General features: G+C 43.1%; 18 protein-coding genes and 1 pseudogene. 15 read left to right on the forward strand and 4 right to left on the reverse strand.

Annotation, left to right across the window (positions count from 1 at the left end; genetic code table 11):
• The 5 genes and pseudogenes from QT994_RS25710 to QT994_RS25730 all read left to right on the forward strand — a co-directional run.
• A partial coding sequence (locus QT994_RS25710; protein WP_333179629.1) for a tetratricopeptide repeat protein occupies positions 1-3400 on the forward strand: 3400 nt, incomplete at its 5' end.
• Positions 3401-3564: 164 nt separating this feature from the next.
• A complete protein-coding gene (locus QT994_RS25715; protein WP_333179632.1) occupies positions 3565-4206 on the forward strand; it encodes a hypothetical protein in 642 nt (213 codons plus the stop codon).
• Positions 4207-4213: 7 nt separating this feature from the next.
• Positions 4214-5122: a hypothetical protein gene (locus tag QT994_RS25720; protein ID WP_333179635.1), complete on the forward strand. Its 909-nt coding sequence runs from the start codon at positions 4214-4216 to the stop codon at positions 5120-5122.
• A gap of 325 nt (positions 5123-5447) precedes the next feature.
• A pseudogene (locus QT994_RS25725) lies at positions 5448-6574 on the forward strand (ISAs1 family transposase).
• Positions 6575-7261, forward strand: coding sequence for a hypothetical protein (locus QT994_RS25730; RefSeq protein ID WP_333179637.1), 687 nt, complete (start codon positions 6575-6577; stop codon positions 7259-7261).
• A 198-nt stretch (positions 7262-7459) separates the two neighbouring features.
• On the opposite strand, the gene QT994_RS25735 is transcribed toward QT994_RS25730, so the two are convergent.
• Positions 7460-8422, reverse strand: coding sequence for a glycosyltransferase family 9 protein (locus QT994_RS25735; RefSeq protein ID WP_333179659.1), 963 nt, complete (start codon positions 8420-8422; stop codon positions 7460-7462).
• Between the two features lie 172 nt (positions 8423-8594).
• On the opposite strand from QT994_RS25735, the gene ispD reads away from it, so the two are divergent.
• The 3 genes from ispD (at position 8595) to QT994_RS25750 (ending at position 10412) form a co-directional block, all read left to right on the forward strand.
• Positions 8595-9287: a 2-C-methyl-D-erythritol 4-phosphate cytidylyltransferase gene (ispD, locus tag QT994_RS25740; RefSeq protein WP_333179639.1), complete on the forward strand. Its 693-nt coding sequence runs from the start codon at positions 8595-8597 to the stop codon at positions 9285-9287.
• Between the two features lie 127 nt (positions 9288-9414).
• Positions 9415-10077: a Uma2 family endonuclease gene (locus QT994_RS25745; protein ID WP_333048037.1), complete on the forward strand. Its 663-nt coding sequence runs from the start codon at positions 9415-9417 to the stop codon at positions 10075-10077.
• Complete coding sequence (locus tag QT994_RS25750; protein ID WP_333179641.1) at positions 10074-10412, forward strand: hypothetical protein; 339 nt, start codon at positions 10074-10076, stop codon at positions 10410-10412. The genes QT994_RS25745 and QT994_RS25750 overlap by 4 nt, the downstream gene beginning before the upstream one ends.
• Positions 10413-10558: 146 nt before the next feature.
• On the opposite strand, the gene QT994_RS25755 is transcribed toward QT994_RS25750, so the two are convergent.
• Both QT994_RS25755 and QT994_RS25760 read right to left on the reverse strand, forming a co-directional pair.
• Entirely contained in the window at positions 10559-11491 is a 933-nt protein-coding gene (locus tag QT994_RS25755) for a LysR family transcriptional regulator (RefSeq protein ID WP_333048039.1), read from the reverse strand.
• A gap of 66 nt (positions 11492-11557) precedes the next feature.
• The gene (locus QT994_RS25760) at positions 11558-11737 is read right to left on the reverse strand and encodes a hypothetical protein (RefSeq protein ID WP_333048040.1); all 180 of its coding nucleotides are present in this window, start codon (positions 11735-11737) and stop codon (positions 11558-11560) included.
• Between the two features lie 51 nt (positions 11738-11788).
• Between QT994_RS25760 and QT994_RS25765 the strand changes: the two genes are divergently transcribed.
• From QT994_RS25765 to QT994_RS25790, 6 genes are all read left to right on the forward strand, one after another.
• Positions 11789-12046 (forward strand): hypothetical protein, encoded by a 258-nt coding sequence (locus QT994_RS25765; RefSeq protein ID WP_333048041.1) that lies wholly within the window; start codon positions 11789-11791, stop codon positions 12044-12046.
• 91 nt (positions 12047-12137) lie between these two features.
• A complete protein-coding gene (locus QT994_RS25770; protein ID WP_333179644.1) occupies positions 12138-12422 on the forward strand; it encodes a hypothetical protein in 285 nt (94 codons plus the stop codon).
• Between the two features lie 81 nt (positions 12423-12503).
• Positions 12504-13568 carry a tetratricopeptide repeat protein gene (locus tag QT994_RS25775; RefSeq protein ID WP_333179648.1) on the forward strand — a complete coding sequence of 355 codons (1065 nt, stop codon included), beginning with the start codon at positions 12504-12506 and terminating at the stop codon, positions 13566-13568.
• A gap of 115 nt (positions 13569-13683) precedes the next feature.
• Positions 13684-13980, forward strand: coding sequence for a DUF4258 domain-containing protein (locus QT994_RS25780; RefSeq protein WP_333179650.1), 297 nt, complete (start codon positions 13684-13686; stop codon positions 13978-13980).
• Between the two features lie 4 nt (positions 13981-13984).
• Positions 13985-14227: a YgiT-type zinc finger protein gene (locus QT994_RS25785; protein WP_333056915.1), complete on the forward strand. Its 243-nt coding sequence runs from the start codon at positions 13985-13987 to the stop codon at positions 14225-14227.
• Between the two features lie 264 nt (positions 14228-14491).
• Positions 14492-15001, forward strand: coding sequence for an N-acetyltransferase (locus tag QT994_RS25790; protein ID WP_333179653.1), 510 nt, complete (start codon positions 14492-14494; stop codon positions 14999-15001).
• 97 nt (positions 15002-15098) lie between these two features.
• Here the strand turns inward: QT994_RS25790 and QT994_RS25795 are convergent, their stop codons facing one another.
• Positions 15099-15917 carry an ATP-binding cassette domain-containing protein gene (locus QT994_RS25795; RefSeq protein WP_333179655.1) on the reverse strand — a complete coding sequence of 273 codons (819 nt, stop codon included), beginning with the start codon at positions 15915-15917 and terminating at the stop codon, positions 15099-15101.
• 541 nt (positions 15918-16458) lie between these two features.
• Here QT994_RS25795 and ssuE point away from each other — a divergent pair.
• Positions 16459-16863 (forward strand): NADPH-dependent FMN reductase, encoded by a 405-nt coding sequence (gene ssuE, locus QT994_RS25800; protein ID WP_333179656.1) that lies wholly within the window; start codon positions 16459-16461, stop codon positions 16861-16863.
• Positions 16864-16931: the final 68 nt, after the last annotated feature.

Below are 16931 nucleotides of genomic sequence, written 5' to 3' on the forward strand. Positions count from 1 at the left end.
GAAACATAGAACAGATGGCACGCTGATTATTTCTCCAGTATCCCAGCATTTTGGATCATTTATTTCTTGGATTACTCTTAGTGGAAAACTTCTGGGGCGGGAAATTCCTCACTATGAGGTAACATCTGCCGATAGCGTGGAAGGATTGCTAAAGCAAGGACTCTGCCAATTCTATCGGGGACATTACCAAGCGTCAATCGATATTTTTCATCAGGCATCTGAAATAGAACCGCAAAATCCTCTAATATGGTTCCGATTGGGCTTAGCCTGTTATTTGCTAGAGGAATATGAAAAAGCCATTGAGCATCTGAGCCAAGCTTTGGAGATTCGGCAATCGTACACTTTGGCAAAGGCTTTGCGCGGCTGGGCTTATAATAAGCTTAACGAAACTGAAAAGGCAAGAGCGGATTTTAATCAGGCTAGAGACTTCCAGCAATTGATTTCAACAGAACATCAAAGTTACGAAGATTGGCAAGGTCAATGTATTGCCTTAGATGGATTGTTCAATATCGATAAATTGCCCTGCGCTCAAGAAGCCCTCGACAGCTACGACAAAGCGATACAGTTGAAATCAGATTCTTGCGAAGTTTGGCTGAGCTATGGCATTATCCAAAGGAATTTACGCGAGAATGAAAGAGCAATTGGCTGCTATGACCAAGCAATTAGGCTCCAGCCTGACTACCAGGAGGCTTGGCGAAGACGCAGTATTGCATTATCACAAATAAAGGAGCAAAAAAAGGCAATTGTTAGTAGCGAAATAGCTCGGGCTATTAATCCAGATTCTTATAAAAGTTGGTGTACTCTTGGAATTGGACTATCTAACTTAAACGCTCAAGAAAAGGATCCCGAAAAAGCAATTAAAAGCTACGATAAAGCCATTGAGCTAAAAGCGAACTACGCTAAAGCCTGGTATAATCGAGGCAATGCTTTGATTAACTCCAAACACCCAAATCGCCAAGAGGAAGCAATCAAAAGCTATCAGAAAGCCACTGAGTATAAGCCAAATTATGCTGACGCTTGGTACTATCTGGGTTTGACACAAGAGCGCCTAGATAATGACCCAGAGCACTACAGTAAGGCACTCAAAAGCTATCACAAAGCTGTTCACTATAAGCCAGATTACTCTAAAGCCTGGTATCGCCGGGGAAATGTGTTAAAAATACTAAATTATAACAAGGAAGCACTGGAAAGCTATGATCGCGCTATTGAACTCGACCCTAATGATTCTCTTGCTAGGGAAGAGCGCATTACGGTACTACTTACCCTATTTAAAGCCGGTCGCCATACGGATGTAACATCTAGCTGTCAAAGAATTCTAAAAATTATTCCCTATGACCCTGAAACTCATCAGATATTAGCTGATGCGTTGATGAGATGGGATCGCAATAACAATGCTCCCAAGGCACTTAACCACTACGCTCAAGCTATTGATTTAGGATTGGACTCAGCGGAAGTATGGTGCGGTCAAGGTAAGGCACTTCAAGAATTAGAGGATTATAAAGAAGCTATTAAATCCTATAAGAAAGCTTTGGAGCGTGATGAGCTGTGCTGGGAGGCTTATGATGGCTATGGGTGGACTTGCTATAAGTTAAGAAAATCTACACAAGCACTTGCTAACTGGGATAAAGGTATCCAAGCTCTTAAGGTAGCATCATACAGTGATGAGCAAGAGCGAGGTCTTGGAGAATTGCACTACTCTAAAAGCAGATATTACCACCGCCAAACTAGCCAATCAAGGCAAAAAGCAAAAGAAAATTATCAAGCTGCCATCCAACATTTTAAAAATACTCGTTTACTAGAACGCGAAGTGGAAGTGTGGCAGGATTTGCTCGAACTTTACCAAGATTTACCATTAACACATCAACTGAAAGGGGAATTACAAGCCAATCTTTTGGAAGGAACTGAGCGGTACGAACAATTGTCGAAGAAAAAAGAAAAAGAGGACTTTAGGCTAGAGAAGAAGTTTGCTAGGTTTAACCAATTGAGCGTTGATACCTTTGCCAAGTTAGGATATCACAATGAAGCTCTAAAGGTGGCAGAGCTAAGAAAAAACCTTTGTCTTAGCTGGTTTGCACCTGACAAGCGTGACGCAGATATTGACAGTTGGAACTACCAAGACATTCAAGACATTCTCCTGAATGAAGAAACCGCAGCTATCGACTGGCACATTAGCCCAACAGCGATTACTACGTTTATTCTGTGGCATAAAAATCCCCCTTTGTTGATACGGGGTTCCGACACTTCTCCAGCTAGACAACTCAAAGACTTTGAAAAGTGGATGGCAGAGTGGAAAAAGGATTACCAAGGGTACAAATCAATTCAAGGAACACAGGCTATAAACAACCATTCTTGGCGAAAATCAATGCGGAAGAGGCTTGACAACCTAGCCAAGATTCTTGATATTTTCCAAATTTTGAAGTGCTTAGCGAAGGAAGGGATTAAGCAAGTAATCTTGATTCCCCATCGAGATTTGCATCTTCTACCCATTCATGTTTTGTTCTACAATAATTATACTGATACTGATCAAGACTATACCATTACCTATTTACCTAGCGCTCAAATTGGTGTTGATTTAAAAAAGCTTAAGACTAACTCAGGAAAACTTCCCCAAGATCGATCAATGCTGATAGTCGCAGGTTCTGACACTGCAAAGAAATTAGAACAAAATTACTTACCTAATTTATTGTATTCTGAACTAGAGGCTGCCATTATTTCTCAGCAATATAAATGCCTTCCTGAAAACCGTATAGGGGGTAAAAAAGCTACTCGAAAACAGGTAATAAATGGCCTAAAAGCTAATTATGATATTTTTCACTTCACTGGTCACGGCTACCATGATGTGAGCGAACCCCAAAACTCATACCTGCAATTAGCTAACACGGAAAAACTGACTATGCGGGATATCTCTAAGAACTTTTCGGGGTTTGGATTAAAGGGCTACAATCTTGTTGCTCTTTCTGCTTGCGAAACTGGCATGAGTGGCAAGAGCGGTCTGATTGATGAATTCGTAAGCCTAGCTAGTGGCTTTTTGGCTGTAGGGACTACCTATGTGATCAGCACCCTCTGGAAGGTTAACGAAATTCCTGCTGCGTTGCTGATGATCCAATTCTTCCAGAACCCCAAAGTAAATAGTAATCCCCCTTTAGCCCTGAAAGAAGCCCAAGACTGGCTCCGCACCCTCACTTATGCTAAACTAGCAGAGTGGTATCGCGAGCGTTCAACTGAACAAGAAAACTTAGTGTACTCACAAAATCTAAAAAGCCTTGCGGAAAACGCTCAAGAAAAATCTGAAACTTTAGCTGAAGAAGAGGCTGAAAAGATACTTCTAGTTAACGCAATCTACAATTTACGAGAGTGGAACCAGCGTTTTAGCCATCCACTAAGACACCTCTCGCCTTAACTTCTGCTGTCGTTAGCTGGCCTACAGGTGTACATTGCAATAGCTAACAATACCGTATATAATAGGGATACATTAATCTCAAATTGTCCTTTTGAACATCCAGACGATTGGGCTGGTTTTATTATCACAGGACAAGCTAATACTCAACAATCATGCGACTCCTTATGCCAAGCGAACTCGTAACACTACAAGCTTTTGTAGCAGCTTTAGCTGAATTGGACTCACCTCTCGATCTGGAAGTGCAAAAAAAGGTTAACGAAGTTGGAGAATGCTGGGAAAATCAGCCAATGTTAATGGCCAATAAGCTTATAGAGGTAGCCGGCTCATATCCGGTGTTAATGGGGCACTATGCAGCAGCACATAAAGCACTGTTTAAATTATACAGTGCTAACTCAAAGGACAAGTGTATCTTTCCACCGACAGAGAGCAATATAGTTCCACCAAGTCGAGATACAGAAACTACGAATATATTGGAACAAAGAGATAAAACTGACTCAACTTATCGAGAAAATGATGAAAAATCTCCTGAACAAATTGAATCCAAACTCTGTTCGGTTTTGAGAGCACAGCAATCAGTTAAAAGGGCTAAAGAATTAAAAGAGGAGTTAACAAAACAACCTGAAGTAACTACAGAGCTAAATAAATTAGAGGAAAATCCCAACAAGAAAGTTAGGATTGTTGATAGGATTAAAGACTTAATTAATTTCCTTAGAAACGGAACAGAAACCACTAACCCAGTAAATAACTCGGAGCAGCAAAGTTCAGAGCAAGCGCCATATTATGTTTGGGTGTCAACAATTTTCTAATGAGCCAATGAGCCAACAAATTTATTATCCTCACCTCTATTTATTTGTCTACAACCTGAGAAATGGTCTAGGTCAAAATGCTTCTAAAATTGCTGATAATCATAAAAAGTTCTGGGAAAAGTTGCCTCCTGACTTAAAGGTTGACCAGTCTGCTGAAGAGGAATATGGTTACACTGAAAATATTGTCGATTTACTGACATTGCATCCCGATACAAAGATTAAAACTCATAAATTCTATGCATTTCAAGAAGCTGAAGCGGAATTTAATGGTTTCTACTATCCTGTACGCTTAAACGACACCTACGGTTTGCTTTTTTCATTTTCTGTTAATGAACAGAGTAAAACTACGCCTAAAGATATCAGTGATTTTGGGAAAAGGAGAGATTTCCCAAAAACAGAACAAGCATCGAAATTTAGTAGCTCTAATGACCTAGGAAAAACCTGGATGCTCGCAGGATACTTGCCACCTGATTTTATCAAGCTGGAGGAGAATAAGGAAAAAGAATTAGAAGAAAAAGCTAAAACAATAGCCTCAGAAGCTTATGAAAAATTTACAGGTAACAAATGGCAATATTATGAAAACGGAAAATTCCTGAATGGCTGGATTTTTGAAGTGTGGCAGTCCCCACATAACTGGGAGAACTTGGATGAAAATCGCCATGTTTTGATTATCATATATACTAGCTTAGAGGGTTTGGAAAAATCCGCACAATTTTATGAACACTGGTTGCGTCTTTTCTCCTACCGCAACAAAGTTTTGTCGGCTTATAGTAATTATCAATCAAATAATGAAAAAATTGTCAAAGCTAATAAAAACTCTGAGCGAGAGAGTTTTTACCCAACGTTGCCGGAAGATTTAGAACAGTTAAAAAAGGCTTTAATAGACAACAGGGTAAGCTCATCTAATTTGGTATAAATTGTACTTGACTTTAAGGGCAAGATATGAAGGAGTATCCAGTCAATAACGGTTCTTGAGAATCCATTGAAGGTCTTGTGACGATCGCCCGATCCGTGTAAGTGATGCTCGTAGCGGGCGCTCGAATCACCACGGGCGCTCGAATCACCACGGGCGCTCGACCCGCAGCCTTAAAGATGTCAAATGCGTCCTATAATACTGCTTCATATCAGTCACGAAGGGTGAGGAAAAAACAATGGAGAAAGGATTCGCTCGTGTTGTGAATCAGCCCAAATCATCGCCGACGAGCTCCCGGCCAGGACCCATCGACCTGCAAGACTTACAAATGGGCTTATCAACTTATTTTAACGATCTACCAGATCCGAGAGTAGACCGAACCAAACAACATTTACTTAAAGACATTCTGGTCATTACCATATTAGCTACGATCGCCGGCGCTGTCGGGTGGGAAGACATCGAAAATTATGGACTCAGCAAGCAGCAATGGTTAGAAGAATTTTTAGAATTACCCAATGGGATACCAAGCGATGATACATTTCGTCGTGTATTTGAAAAGCTCGACCCGAAAGTTTTAGAGCAGAAGTTATCGCAATGGTTGCAACAAATTATGGGTTCCGTCTTGCAAGAAATTATCCCGATAGATGGCAAAAGTTTGCGAGGTTCTTACGATCGAGAGAAAGGTTTAAAAAACTTACATTTAGTGACAGCTTGGGCGAGCGAACAGCGTTTGGTACTCGGGCAAGTCAAAGTTGAAGACCACTCCAATGAAATCACAGCTATTCCAGCACTACTAAAATTAATCGACATTTCCGGAGCGATTATCACCATTGATGCGATGGGGACTCAAACAGAAATATTTCGACTGATTCGTCAGAAAAAAGCCGATTATGTCGTGGCACTAAAAAGCAATCATCCCACCCTTTATCATCAAGTTAAAGACTGGTTTGATACTGCAAAAACTCAGGATTCATGGGAGTTGAAATGAGTTATGATTCCCGAACCGAAAAGGGTCATCATCGCGTCGAAACTCGAAAAGTATGGGCGGTATCAGTTGCCCAATTAGGAGGACTTTACAAGCAAGAAAAATGGGCAGGATTGCACACTATTGTTATCGTCGAAAGAGTTCGTCATCTGTGGAACAAAACCACTCATGAGGTGCAATTTTACCTAAGTTCTTTACCAGTAGATGCTCAGCTAAATGGTCGTGCTATTCGTCAACATTGGGGCATTGAAAACCAAGTGCATTGGAGTTTAGATGTGACTTTTAATGAAGATAAATCCCGGATTCGCTCGTTAAACAGTCCTCAGAACTTCGCTCTGGTAAGACGGCTTGCACTCAATGCGGTCAACCAAGAGACAACTCTCCAACGTAGCCTGCGACAAAAAATCAAACGGGCCGCAATGAACAATGACTATATGATGCAAATTCTCAAGTGCTTTTGTCAAGGCTGATTGAGATGCTCTTACCCTGTAATAGACAACTACCCCACTATTCAGAATTATTTAGATAGGATCAGTTTTCTAGAAATTAAACTGCACACGATAGATGTTAATCGTAAAAACTACAAAAAACGTTTAGATATCATTACTGAACAATCAGAAAAAGAAGGTGGAGCTAATTCCACAAATTTGAAGTTTTTGGAAGAATTTCTTAATGTAGCAGAAAAGAAATATCAAGAGCAAATAAAAAACGACTGTGCCCTTCTAGAATTAGGACTGAGAGTGCGAGAAAAGTTCATAGATACTATTAAAGGTATGGTCGAAATTGAACAATTCAATCTGGATGACAAAACAGCCGCTCGCGATCGTTCTTTTCAACAAGATGTACAATCGTGGGGTGTAGGATTTGCAACAGCAGCGTTCACTGCTAGTGCCATCTCTCCCTTTATGGAAAAAATCCTTCAACCCCTAGCTGAAAGCGTTCCACCCAAACCTAAAGAAAAACAAACATCACTAACGCAAACCTCAGTCCAAAGCAGCCAATCGAAAACCATAGACAAACAACCCCCACCGCCACCAACCTCTATATGGTGGGTTTCAGGGCTAAGCTTATTAGTGACTTTAGCGTTTAGTATTGGCTCAGGATATATCGCTAAATGCTGGGCAAAGGAGAAAATAAGATCGCGCTACAAGTTCTGACACTGATTTGACGTTAAATATTTTTAATTTTTTATCAATAGTTTTCAATGTCTTAAACTTAGTGGAATAACTGCGAAGATAGAGCAATAATCCTCCCAATCCCCCCTAAAAAAAGGGGGACAAGAGCATTCAAAGTCTCCTTTTTTTAGGGGGATTTAGGGGCATAGAGTTGTGTCCCTACGAAAGATATCCTAATTCTTAGCCGCCCCAAACCTTCTTTAAAACATCTTGAGGAGAGATGTCTGCCATTTTGCCAGTAGCAGATTTAATGCCCAAAAATCGATCGCTCTTTGGCAACAATTTCGCCGGTTCAGTCGGGCCAAACAAAGCTATTGTATAAGTTTGAACCGCCACAGCTAAGTGCATCGGCGCACTGTCAGTACATATCATCAAATTAGCAGCAGCAATAGTGGCCGCCAACTTGCCGACATCATCCGGCGAGATAACTTTTACATTGGGACATAACTCGACTAACTTTGTCACGAAGTCTGCATCTTCTGGGCCTTTCACAACAACAACAGGCAAATTCGGCTGCCGTTGCTGACAGTCAGTGATGATTTGCTTCCAGTTGTCTGTAGGGTAAATTTTGTCAATACCTTTAGACACAGCTAATTGACTCGAACCGCCGTGAATTAGAATGTATCCGCTTTCTTTTACGCCCAACCGCTGCTGTTCGGCTTCGGCCCACTGAATGTCCTGTTTTGGTACATTAATCGCGATCGCCGGACAAGGATTTGTAATGTTAAATCCTTGCAGCAAATCGTGGTACATTGAAGCGGCGTACTGTTCAGTTTTCAGCGGTACAGCAGCAGTGAGAAATCGAGCACCGTTGGTTCCTGAATAGCCAACTCTCTGCGGAATGCCGGTCAGCCACAGCAGCAGCCCTACAGTCCACCGCTGGCCGAGGGAAATAACTGCTTCGTATTCGCGATCGCGAATTACGCCCAGTAAATTGCCCAAATCTGCCATAGCGTTGCGGTCTTTGAAATTGTACGTCAAGACTTCTTTGACGGATTTGCAGACTCGGTAAGCACCCTTTGCCCTCGGTTCTACGATGACATCAATTTGCGCGTCGGGATAAGACTGCTTGAGGTCATCAAGAGTGGGGAAAAATAAAATTTGGTCGCCAATCCCGCCAGGGACAAGTGCTAGTATTCGCATCATAAACGATCGGGCTATTATTGATCGAGGTAGCTCTCAGAGATCGGCTCTCAACTATCAGCTTATAGTATTTCTAGACCTTAAAAGCTACTGGCTGACAGCTAAACAACTGACTCAAAAGTACAGGACGCTCTTATTATATATATCTAGTTGGGTTAAAAACGGTTAGTAAATGCACTTATTAATTCCTGCAGCAGGTTCGGGGCGACGGATGGGGAGTCAGCGAAACAAACTGCTGCTGACTTTGCTGGGAAAACCTTTGCTGAGTTGGACTTTGGCTGCTGCTGAAGCTTCGCAGCACATTAGCTGGATTGGCATCATGGGCCAGCCAGACGATTTTCCTGATTTTAAAGCAATTCTGAGCGATTTATCTTTGGTTAAGCCCGTGGAACTGATTCAAGGAGGCGCCACCAGGCAAGAGTCAGTTTACAACGGTTTGCAGGCTTTACCACCAAATGCCGATCAAGTATTGATTCACGACGGCGCGAGGTGTTTGGCAACTGCTGAATTGTTCGATCGATCGGCAGAGGCCCTCTTGGGCTGTCCGGGCTTGATTGTCGCCGTCCCGGTCAAGGATACGATTAAGGTCGTAGATGAGCGTAGGATCGTGCGAGACACCCCAGACAGAAGCAATTTGTGGGCTGCCCAGACTCCCCAAGGATTTGAAGTGAAATTGTTAAAGCAGTGTCACGAAGAAGGGCGACAGAAAGGTTGGGAAGTTACCGACGATGCGGCTTTGTTTGAAAAATGCGGTTTACCAGTGCAAATTGTCGAGGGAGAAGAGACGAATTTGAAAGTCACAACGCCCGTAGATTTAGCACTAGCTGAATTTATTTTGCGGCAGAGAACAGATCAGAGTAAATAGAATTTGTTGACTATTTTTAAGAACGGGCAAGATGCCCGTTCCACAATCAAGAATTTGTTAGTTGTGGAACAGGCATCTTGCCTGTTGCTTATGTTATTGTAGAAATATCATAGTTGGAAGTAAACATATGATTTCTGTTGCGCCCATCGCACCACCGTTACTCATAGGCGAAAAGCGAGTAGTGTTGAGAAATATTACTTGGCAGGGTTATCAACAACTGCTACAGATTTTAGGCGATAACCGAGCGGCTACATTGATATTCGACCGGGGGATTTTAGAAATTACCATGCCTTTAGAAGAACACGAATTTTCAGCACGCTTAATCGAACGACTGATTATTATTTTGGCTGTAGAGCTAGGTTTAAAAATCAAAACAATGGGTTCGACAACCCTCGATCGATCAGACTTAGAGCGCGGTGCAGAACCAGATAATGCCTATTACATCCAAAATCAGCCCCTCGTAGCCGGTCGTACAGTAGATATAGCCACAGATCCAGCACCCGATTTAGTCGTAGAAGTAGATATCACCCATACTGATATTGATAAGCCAGCTCTCTATGCCAGTATGGGAGTACCGGAGTTTTGGCGGTACAATGGTAGAGAATGGCGAATTTATCAGCTAGAGAACGATGAGTATTTGGAAGTATCTGTCAGCCCCACTTTTCCGATCGTGCCCAAGGAAAAGTTCTACGAATTCTTGGCAGCAGCGCAGCTAGATGAAGTAGAAGCGGAGGTGAATTTCCGCAACTGGGTGAGAGAGATGACGAATATTAATACAAGTGGAGGATGAAAGAAATGCAATATAGCGGCAAATGGCGGATCACAGAGATGGCAATGTGGGATAGTGATTACTTGGACATGGAAGTTGAAGCCTATATCGAGATTGAACCCACAGGTTCAGGAGAATTTCAATTCGGTTTAGTATCAGGTGACATTGACGGCGAAGTCGTAAAAGATGGAAAGGATCAGCGATTTGAGTTTACATGGGACGGTAATGACGAGAACGATCCTGCATTTGGTAGCGGTTGGCTCCAATTACAGGATAAAAACTCGGTAGACGGTCGAATCAAATTCCACCAAGGGGACAGTTCTAGTCTTGTAGCTAAGCGCATTAGCAGTAAATAAGCGATCGTACTATTTTATGCGAGATTTTTTAACCGCAGGTGAACGCAGATATACGCAGATAAAATCCCATCTGTGTTCATCTGCTGATATCTGCGGTTAAAAAAACTCAATCTAACGAATAACCAATAACAACTGACTTAGGTTTCTCATGAAGGATTAATCGGAAAATCGCCCTCACTATCAACCTCTGCCGCACTTTTAACTAAATCCAAAAACGCAAACACGGCCGGAATCAACAACCCATCCCTCAAAACAGCCACCCCAATTACCCTTTCAAAAGCCACAGGAAAATTACAAACTTTCACCTCAGCAGGTATCGGTTCCGCCGCCAAACGGGGCAGAATTGCTGCACCCAAACCTTGCATCACCATGCTGACAATAGTTGAATCTTCGCTGAGTTCGTAAGCGATATTTAAGGGAAACCCCGAAGTTATCAAATATTTGCGAAGCGGTACAGAACAAGCAGTTTCCGCCGGCTGCAAAATCAACGGATAAGCGGCTAATTCTTTCCATGTAATCTGATCGCTTGACAATTTGGCAGTTGGTGGCAGCAACACAACATATTTATCCCGCAAAATTTCTCTAGTTTCAAATTCATCCGAGATGGGAAGAGAGACAAAGCCGATGTCTGCTTTGCCCGATCGCAAAGCCTCTTCCACAGCTTGGGTATAATAAACTTCGGTAATGCTGACCGCAATTTTGGGAAAGCAACTGCGAAATTTAGCAATAATACCCGGTAGGATATGAGTTGCGACACTCCGAAAAGTAACTATCCGTACCTGGCCTCCCTGCAAACCTTTTTCTAAATCCGCTTCTTTGACCATCATTTCTAAGGCGTCGGCTATTTGACGCCCGTGACTCACTACCCTTTCCCCCACTGGCGTCAGTTGAGCACCGTGTCGCCCCCGGTGGAACAATTGCACTCCCAATTCTGTTTCTAAAGAGGCGATGGCGTGGCTGACGGCGGATTGGGACAGTTCCAATTGCAAAGCCGCCTCGCTAAAGTTTTCACAGTCTGCTACAGCTATCAAAGCTTGAATCTGAGAGAGTTTCATCCGCCGCGTATTGATTTCGTTCATAGCGTTTGTGCCAGTAGTACCCAAATTGTCACAAGGGCTTCGATATATCGATTTTATTCATACAACCTATGCAAGCAATGCTTTGATTGTCAATTGCCCCAGAGTTAAGGTTAATTTATCAGGTAACAGATAGATTTTTACAGGACTTGCACGACAACAATATTGTGCTGTAATTGCGATGGAAATATTGCCGTTAAAAGCTATTTTTTGTAATTTTATAGGTGCAAATTTTGTAGAGTTTATCACTTTAAGGTGTTGGCTATGTCTACTTACAAAAATTGGATCAACCCCCGAATAATGAGTTTTTTTTCGATTGCAGTTCGACCTAAAACATCCGAAAAACAGAAAGGGCAATCTCTCTTTTCAGCTATAAATCAAATTGGGCAGTTTTTCCTCTACCTCATTTCTGGTGAGGAGGAACTGAGAATTTGGCAGACTTGCGATCGCTATGGTAACACTTGGTGGCACGGTTGCGATCGAGCTACAGGTCGTTCTACCTGCGTGGCAACGGAGGGTGAAATGCGCGCTTGGCTCGATCGGCGTTATTGCCAATAGTATTGTGTGGGTTGCCTGGAAATGAAGTGAAATACAGTCCTCGATTAGCAATTACCAATTAGCAATTACCAATTACCAAGTAGGAGATGCTATGCTTCAAATATCTTCCGAAGGTGCAGCGCCCGTTAGCGGAGCCCTCGAAGAGGATCGCATTATTTTGATGGAAAACGAGGTATACAAATTGCCTCAAACTCATCGAGAAATTCAAGTTTTGTCAGGAACTGCTTGGATTACGCTTGACCAACAGGACATCATCTTGCAAAGTTCTGAAAAAGCATCGCTTCCACCCAGCAGAAACATTGCTCTCATATCCGCTCTCAACAATATGCCGCTGATTCTAGCAGTCTGGCAAGACAAAAACCCAGTCAGAACCTAGAGATTGAGAAAAAATTCGGCAGGAACACCCCAAAAAGCTCTATCTTAATAGTTATCACTTAGCTATTGGAGGACTCGATCGGTGCCCTGCCGCTCTTATCACTTCAGCTATCTCGCCGCTCTAAGTATTGTCTTATCGCCCGCACTCAGCCTGGTGGCAATTTCAGACGCTCGGGCTTATGCCCCAATTATAAATGCGAGGCGCACCCAAGCGAGCGATCGCGCTCAGGCAACTGACCCCAAAACCCAAGCAGACGAACTATTTGAAACAGGAGTAAAACAGCACCGCGAGGGTTTGTTTCGAGAAGCAATCGAGACTTTTGAGCAAGTTTTGGCAATTCGCAAGCAACTAGGTGACAAACCAGGAACCGGAGAAACCCTTAATAATATGGGGGAAGTTTACGCCGAAATGGGTTCGCAGCCCAAAGCTTTGGAAGTTTTGCGGGAAGCTTTAGTCATTCACCGAGAAATCGGCAAAGGGCCTCGTATCGCGCGCACTCTCAATCTCCTAGGTTTCGTCAATCGGATTGGGGACAATTTTTCCGAAGCTATGAAACTGCACCAAGAAGCTTTGGAACTTGCCAAAACTGCTAACGACCAAATTGAAATTGGAGAATCTCTCCACAACATCGCGGCCGTGTACGCAGAACAGGTCAATTACGCCAAGGCGATCGAATTTTACCAGCAGGCGCGGACGATTCGCACGGCATCGGGCGATCGGCGCGATTTAGGCCGTACCCTCAATAACATGGGTGGCGTCTACTACAACATCGGCGACTTTAATAGAGCAATGGAATTTTACCACCAAGCTTTAGCAATTCGCCGGGAAATCGGAGACAGGGCTGGCGTCGGCCGCCTCCTCAACAACATGGCACTTACCTCTCGCAAACTCGGCAAAGATACTCAAGCGCTGATCTATTTTCAGCAAGCAATACCGATGTTAGAAGCAATCGGCGACAAGACAAGTATCGGACGCTTGCTCAACAATATGGGCGCAATTCATGAAAGTCTCGGTCAATATGCTCAAGCTCTCGAATCCTACGAGGGAGCTTTAAAAATTGCTCGTGAGGGCGGTGACAAAGCCGGAGAAACTACAGCGATGGAGGGCATTAAGCGATTGTCTTCCGGTCGGCTTGTACCGCAATAAGAGTAGTTAGTAAGTCGGGTCGAAGGAAGTAAAACCAGATGTTTAAGGAATTGAAAATGATAGATTTTTGAACAATAACTTGCTATGATTGCCTGGATGTAACATTAATCAGCCAGTGCTTCGCAACGATATTGACCGTATCAGAGAGAAAATTCGCCTCCGCCAGTACGATATGTCAGCCCACGCAATGGAAGAAATGGCTGAGGACTTGCTGACTATCCTGGATGTAGAAGAGGCGGTTCTGAGCGGTCAGATTATCCGGGTTGAAAAAGACGACCCCAGAGGTACAAAATATGTAGTAGTGGGTACTGCACTGGATCGACAAACACCTGTTGGAGTGGTTGGACGTTTCGCTAGTAACGGACGTTATCTAATCATCACGGTTTATGAAGTCACTCAACTTAATGGCTAATCGTATGTATAAATACAGATGTGAGTATTGCGAAGGAACCGTTCAACCCCGCACTGTCAAGCGCGAGGCATTCAAACATAAAAATGGATTTGTCATTCTTGAAGATGTGACCATCGGTGTTTGCGATAACTGCGGCAATCGATACTATTCAGCCGATATTCTTCATGCGGTTCATGCCGTTGCAACTGGAGCGAGATTGCCTGAAAGAACCGAACAAATTCCGGTTACTCATTTAGAATCAGCATAACCAGTGGAGCGCTTTAATTTCATTAAAACGCTGTGACGATAAAGGAGACTGTCCGGGGGTTAAGATTGGAAGCGATCGACTTTTGCGACGATTTGGCATTCATCTGCAAGTCGTTGTATAATTGGTTGCCAAAAATATATAACTCAAAAAGAGGAAAAAGGCTTCAGGGGCGCTATAATTTGATTGATATCGCGAGCGAAAGATAGAAACAGTTTCTGTAGTAATTTGTCTGCCAGAGGGGCCGCAAAACCATTAATCTAAGCTATGGATATCCGTACCGAAAAGCCAGAAGATGTAGAAGCTGTTCGCAACATTAATATTGCGGCATTCGGGCGAGAAAATGAGGCTAACTTAGTCGATAAATTGCGGGAAATGGCATCTACATTTTCCTTCGTCGCGGTAGAATCCGATCGCATTGTCGGACAAATTTTCTTCAGTCCAGTTGCGGTTGAAGGAAAAGGTTCTAAAAATTTGTCGATTCTGGGGTTGGCACCAGTCGCAGTTCTACCCAACTATCAGCGGCAAGGTATAGGAACGCTGCTGATTCGGGAAGGTTTAAAAGAGTGCGGGCGATCGGGATTTCAGGCAGTGGTTGTGCTTGGTCATCAAGATTTCTATTCGCGTTTTGGGTTTATTCCTGCTAGCCGAAAGAGCTTGAAATGTGAATATGATGTACCCGATGAAGCTTTTATGGTGTTGGAGTTAGAAAGTGGAGCTTTGGAGGATTGCAGCGGAACGGTAAAGTATCGATCGGAATTTAGGATCTGCGAGTGATATCAAATCCGGGTGCATCGGATTAGCTGACGAAGAGATCGCGAGTCAGAAATGTTCTTAAACGAGCGCCCATATCTGAGTTACCTTGATAGATCCGTTATCCGTATTTACTTATTTTTACATAGTTGGGCTTTTTGTACCTACCTATTGCAACTTTCTCTGCATCTTTGCTACTTTCTTTTTGACCCATAACGCGCTGCAAAATCGCCTCTACTTTCGCCGCAAATAGAGCATTTCCTCTCTGCCTCGGTCGCGGCATATCAATAGAACAGTCCATTGCAATCTGACCATTTTCTATTAAAATAACTCGGTCAGCTAGCACCACTGCTTCTTCTACGTCATGAGTGATCAGTAGCGCGGTAAATCCTTTTTCTTGCCATAAATTTTCTAATAATTGCTGCATCTCAATGCGAGTCAAAGCATCCAACGCGCCGAGGGGTTCATCAAGCAGCAGTAAATCAGGTTCGCAGGCAAGGGCTCTTGCTAAAGAAACTCTCTGCTTTTGACCGCCGGAGAGTACCGCCGGCCAATCGTTGGCGCGATCGCCAAGCCCTACCGCGTGAAGGACTTCCATCGCTTTGTAGTGCGTGTTTTCTTTGGCCGTGAGTAGCCCTAATTTCACATTTCCCACCACTTTTTGCCAAGGTAGTAGCCGTGCATCCTGAAACATCATTGTCACTTTAGAGTTGAGTTTGCGGGACGGCTTTCCATCTAGAAAGACAGTGCCTTGAGTGGGAAATTCTAGTCCGGCGATTAAGCGCAGTAAGGTACTTTTGCCACATCCGCTGCGACCTACAATTGCTACAAATTCTCCGGGATTTATTTCTATGTTGATATCCCGCAAAATTTTAATATTTCCAAATGACTTCTGGAGTTCTACTAATTCTAGACCTATTCCTGAGAGTCGTGATTCCATTCTAAAAAACCTCCATATCGCGATCTATGCCACAGGCTCAAAACCTTTTTCGCTGTCAAAGGTTGCTGTTGAGCAAATGCCAATTCGTCTCCTACTCACCGGTGCTGGTCAATAGCAGATTAGCATTTCTAAATTTAATCTACTGTAAGTCAGTCAAATTACAGTAGATTTTGATTAAACACGATTATTGCATAGGTATCTACAAAAAGCAAGATAATTTTTCGCCCAACTTCTGCGGCGTTGATAAATAATTGTTAAGAACCAGCAAACCCGCTTCCTGTAAAGGTTCTGTTTTTGAGTTCGGTGGGATTATGCTGTATTTAGGAGAAAAAACCTGACAGTTGATTCCCGCCGAGATTGGCGCTATCGCAAAATTTTCATAAGAGTTATCAAACTTTACATCTCAACTTACTTGCTTTTTAAAATTGACCGTGCTAGCTTACTACCTATAAACTACGGTAAGCCTACAAATATACCGTATTTACTAGCGATACCGTAAATCGTTCATTTTTAAATGAGTCAAAAATAGGAGGACTATTAAATGCCTAATGTTGTTGCGATCGCAGGTAGCCCGTCTCATCCATCCCGCTCATTTGCCGTGCTGGAATACGCCCGCCGCGCTGTCGAGAAAGAGGGACTAAGTACGGCATCTATCAACGTCCGCGATCTCCCGCCAGAGGTCTTAATTTACGGGCAATTTGCGAGTCCAGACTTAAAAGCAGTCAACGATTTAGTAGCAGAAGCCAAGGGCATCATCATCGCCACACCTGTTTACAAAGCAGCCTACACAGGCGTACTCAAGGCTTACTTAGATTTGCTCCCGCAGAAGAGTTTGGCTGGCAAAGTTATTCTCCCCATTGCCACCGGAGGTACTCTCGGTCACTTATTAGCAATTAACTATGCCCTTAAGCCAGTGTTATCCGAGCTGGGTGCTAGTCCAGGGTAAACGCATCTTAATTTCAACCTAAAACATGATAAGATTAAGTATTTAGCTAAATCAAGTGCGTAATTCAT

This window comes from Microcoleus sp. S13_B4 (assembly GCF_036700885.1).
Classification (GTDB): Bacteria; Cyanobacteriota; Cyanobacteriia; order Cyanobacteriales; family Microcoleaceae; genus Microcoleus.

Excerpts from the sequence above, each read along its gene's own strand:
- QT994_RS25715 (WP_333179632.1), top strand. The coding sequence starts at position 3,565 with ATGCCAAGCGAACTCGTAACACTACAAGCTTTTGTAGCAGCTTTAGCT.
- QT994_RS25720 (WP_333179635.1), top strand. The coding sequence starts at position 4,214 with ATGAGCCAACAAATTTATTATCCTCACCTCTATTTATTTGTCTACAAC.
- QT994_RS25735 (WP_333179659.1), bottom strand. The coding sequence starts at position 8,422 with ATGCGAATACTAGCACTTGTCCCTGGCGGGATTGGCGACCAAATTTTA.
- ispD (WP_333179639.1), top strand. The coding sequence starts at position 8,595 with ATGCACTTATTAATTCCTGCAGCAGGTTCGGGGCGACGGATGGGGAGT.
- QT994_RS25745 (WP_333048037.1), top strand. The coding sequence starts at position 9,415 with ATGATTTCTGTTGCGCCCATCGCACCACCGTTACTCATAGGCGAAAAG.
- QT994_RS25750 (WP_333179641.1), top strand. The coding sequence starts at position 10,074 with ATGAAAGAAATGCAATATAGCGGCAAATGGCGGATCACAGAGATGGCA.
- QT994_RS25755 (WP_333048039.1), bottom strand. The coding sequence starts at position 11,491 with ATGAACGAAATCAATACGCGGCGGATGAAACTCTCTCAGATTCAAGCT.
- QT994_RS25765 (WP_333048041.1), top strand. The coding sequence starts at position 11,789 with ATGAGTTTTTTTTCGATTGCAGTTCGACCTAAAACATCCGAAAAACAG.
- QT994_RS25770 (WP_333179644.1), top strand. The coding sequence starts at position 12,138 with ATGCTTCAAATATCTTCCGAAGGTGCAGCGCCCGTTAGCGGAGCCCTC.
- QT994_RS25785 (WP_333056915.1), top strand. The coding sequence starts at position 13,985 with ATGTATAAATACAGATGTGAGTATTGCGAAGGAACCGTTCAACCCCGC.
- QT994_RS25790 (WP_333179653.1), top strand. The coding sequence starts at position 14,492 with ATGGATATCCGTACCGAAAAGCCAGAAGATGTAGAAGCTGTTCGCAAC.
- QT994_RS25795 (WP_333179655.1), bottom strand. The coding sequence starts at position 15,917 with ATGGAATCACGACTCTCAGGAATAGGTCTAGAATTAGTAGAACTCCAG.
- ssuE (WP_333179656.1), top strand. The coding sequence starts at position 16,459 with ATGCCTAATGTTGTTGCGATCGCAGGTAGCCCGTCTCATCCATCCCGC.